At 61.4% G+C, this 2476-nt stretch carries 2 protein-coding genes; one reads left to right on the forward strand and one right to left on the reverse strand.

Features of this window, described 5'->3' with window-relative positions; genetic code table 11:
* The first annotated feature begins 97 nt into the window (after positions 1–97).
* Entirely contained in the window at positions 98–1873 is a 1776-nt protein-coding gene (locus BHE75_RS22935; protein ID WP_056379709.1) for a ParB/RepB/Spo0J family partition protein, read from the forward strand.
* An 80-nt stretch (positions 1874–1953) separates the two neighbouring features.
* Here BHE75_RS22935 and BHE75_RS22940 read toward each other — a convergent pair whose 3' ends face one another.
* Positions 1954–2343 (reverse strand): hypothetical protein, encoded by a 390-nt coding sequence (locus tag BHE75_RS22940; protein WP_139181870.1) that lies wholly within the window; start codon positions 2341–2343, stop codon positions 1954–1956.
* Between the last annotated feature and the right edge of the window lie 133 nt (positions 2344–2476).

Here is a 2476-nt window from a genome sequence, read left to right on the forward strand (position 1 = left end):
ACTCCCATCGATTTTGCTTCCCCCTCCCCATCCCGCGCTTCGCCAGCGGGTCAGAGCCGCAGGCCGCAGGCAGCGGCTTCGCCTAAAGGAGTGAGAAATGACCATCCAGACCATCCAACTGAACAAGCTGGCGCTTTCCGACCTCAACGTGCGGAAGGTGAAGCCCAAGGAAATCGAAGCCCTCGCGGCCGACATTCAGGCGCGGGGCGTGCTGCAAAACCTGATCGGCTATGACGAAGACGGCAAAATCAGGATTTGCGCCGGAGGGCGGCGCTACCGGGCCTTGAAGCTGTTGCAGAAGGCAAAGGCCATCCCCGGCACTTTCGAGGTTCCCGTTGAAATCCGCAGCAAGGACGAGGCGCTGGAAATCTCGCTTGCCGAGAACGCGCAGCGCGAGGACATGCACCCCGCCGATGCCATCGCAGCCTATCGGGCGATCATCGACAGCGGCAAGGACGTTGACGATGTTGCAGCATCGTTCGGCGTCTCCCCCGCCTATGTCCGCCGCGTGTTGAAGCTGGCGGCGCTGCACCCGACCATTCTCAAAGCCTTCCAGAAAGACGAAATCGGCATGGGCGCGGCGCAGGCTTTCGCGCTGACCGACGATCAGGACCGCCAGCTTGAGGTTTTCAAGCGCACCGGCGACAACGCCCATCAAATCCGGGCCATGCTCACCCAGGAGAAGGTTGCCGATACCGACAAGCATTTCCGCATTGTGGGCGAGGAAGCCTATTGCGCCGCAGGCGGCACCTTCACCACCGATCTTTTCGGAGAACGTCGCTATTGTGATGATGCGGGCCTTGTCATGGACCTTGTGCAAGATCGGCTCGACGCCATCGCCAAGGCGGCGCGCGAAGATGGCTGGCGCGATGCAGAAGGGCAGCTCTACCGGCCCGATTCCTACTGGATGCGCGGCCATCTGGAACCCGCAGGCGAGCGCGACCCGACCGAGGAAGAAACCGCGCAGCTGGTCGAGATCGAGGCGGCAATCGCCAAGCGGGAAAGCGAGGTGGACGAGGACGAGCACGACTATGACGACGAGTTGCGCGCCCTGACCCGCAAGCAGGACGCCATCGTATCGGCTTGCCGCGTTTTCACTGCCGAGCAGAAGGCCGAGCACTCCCTTATCGTCTTTATCGGCCATGACGGTATCGAACAGGTCGCGTTCACCCGCAGCGCCAAGGGGACCGCCGCCGATGGCCCCAAGCCTCCCCGGCCCGACTACTCGCAGAAAGTCATGGATCAGCTGGGCGGCATCCGCACGATGGCGGTTCGAGAAGCCCTTGCCAGCGACCCGGAACTGGCGCTGGACGTGCTCTTGACGGGCCTCTTGGGACAGGTTCGCGGCAACGCCTATTCGTGGCAACAAGCCGCCGAAATCACCGCCGAGAAGAACCGCTTCCATGTTGACGATGCGGTCATGGGCCATTCCACGATTGCCGACATTGACGAGATCGCGAGGGCCGATCTTGACCGCTTGGCCGAAGCACCCACGCTGGACGACATGCGCCAGATGGACAGCGAAGCGAAATTGCGGCTGCTGGCCTACTGCGTGGCCTCGCAGATCACGAGCCTTTCGTTCCACAGCGACCGCGACCGCCAGCTGGCGCAGATCGTCGGGGTCGCGCAGATCGACATGGCCGACAAGTGGGAACCTAATCAGGTATTCTATGACCAGCTTAGCAAGGCCACGCTCTTGAAGCTGCTGGCCGAAGGTTGCGGCAACGACGCTGTAGAGAATTGCCAGACCATGAAGCGCTCTGACCTTGCTGTGACGGTCAACGAGCGTCTTGCGGGGCGGCGCATTCTGCCCCCCGCCCTTCGACCCTCTGCCTTGCCCGATGCCGCCGATAGCGAAAGCCAAGCGGCATGACGGCACGGGGAGCGCGCTTCACTCCCGCGCTCCCCGCAAACTTCGGGGCGGTGGCAGCTGCCACCGCCCCGCCTTTGCGATCAGCGAATGCGCCTGTTGAGGAAGAAAATTCCGATGGGTGCGACGAACAGCGCAAAGCACCACAGCATCATGTTGATGAACAGCTTGAGCACGATCAGGATCAGCGCTGGCATGACGAATATCGTGTTGCCGCGCATCGTATCCATTGCCGTGTCCCAAACCATCTTGGCAAATGGGAATAGCGCCGTGCAGATCAGAAAATAGATAATCAGGAACGGGGTTTTCGGGCCTAGCGCCATCATGAAGGCGAAGAACAGAGCGCCAAAAATATAGGCCCGGATGAGGTAGCGTGGCTCTACAGCCCCAAATATTCTGCGAACGAACTCCATTTCTGATTCACCTGCTGTTTCATCTGGCAACTGGTTTAGATTCCACACAAAATCATGCAACCCGCCGCCATAATGAGCGGCCAGGGCCGCGCGCTTAGTAGTCTGTCAGCTGCCACATAGGATCGAGCGGCCCAGGGCCGCGCCTTGCCGGTGGTGGCAGCTGCCACCGGGGGGAACGCCAAGGGCACCCGCC

The sequence above is a fragment of the Edaphosphingomonas haloaromaticamans genome, from assembly GCF_001853345.1.
GTDB lineage: Bacteria > Pseudomonadota > Alphaproteobacteria > Sphingomonadales > Sphingomonadaceae > Sphingomonas_E > Sphingomonas_E fennica.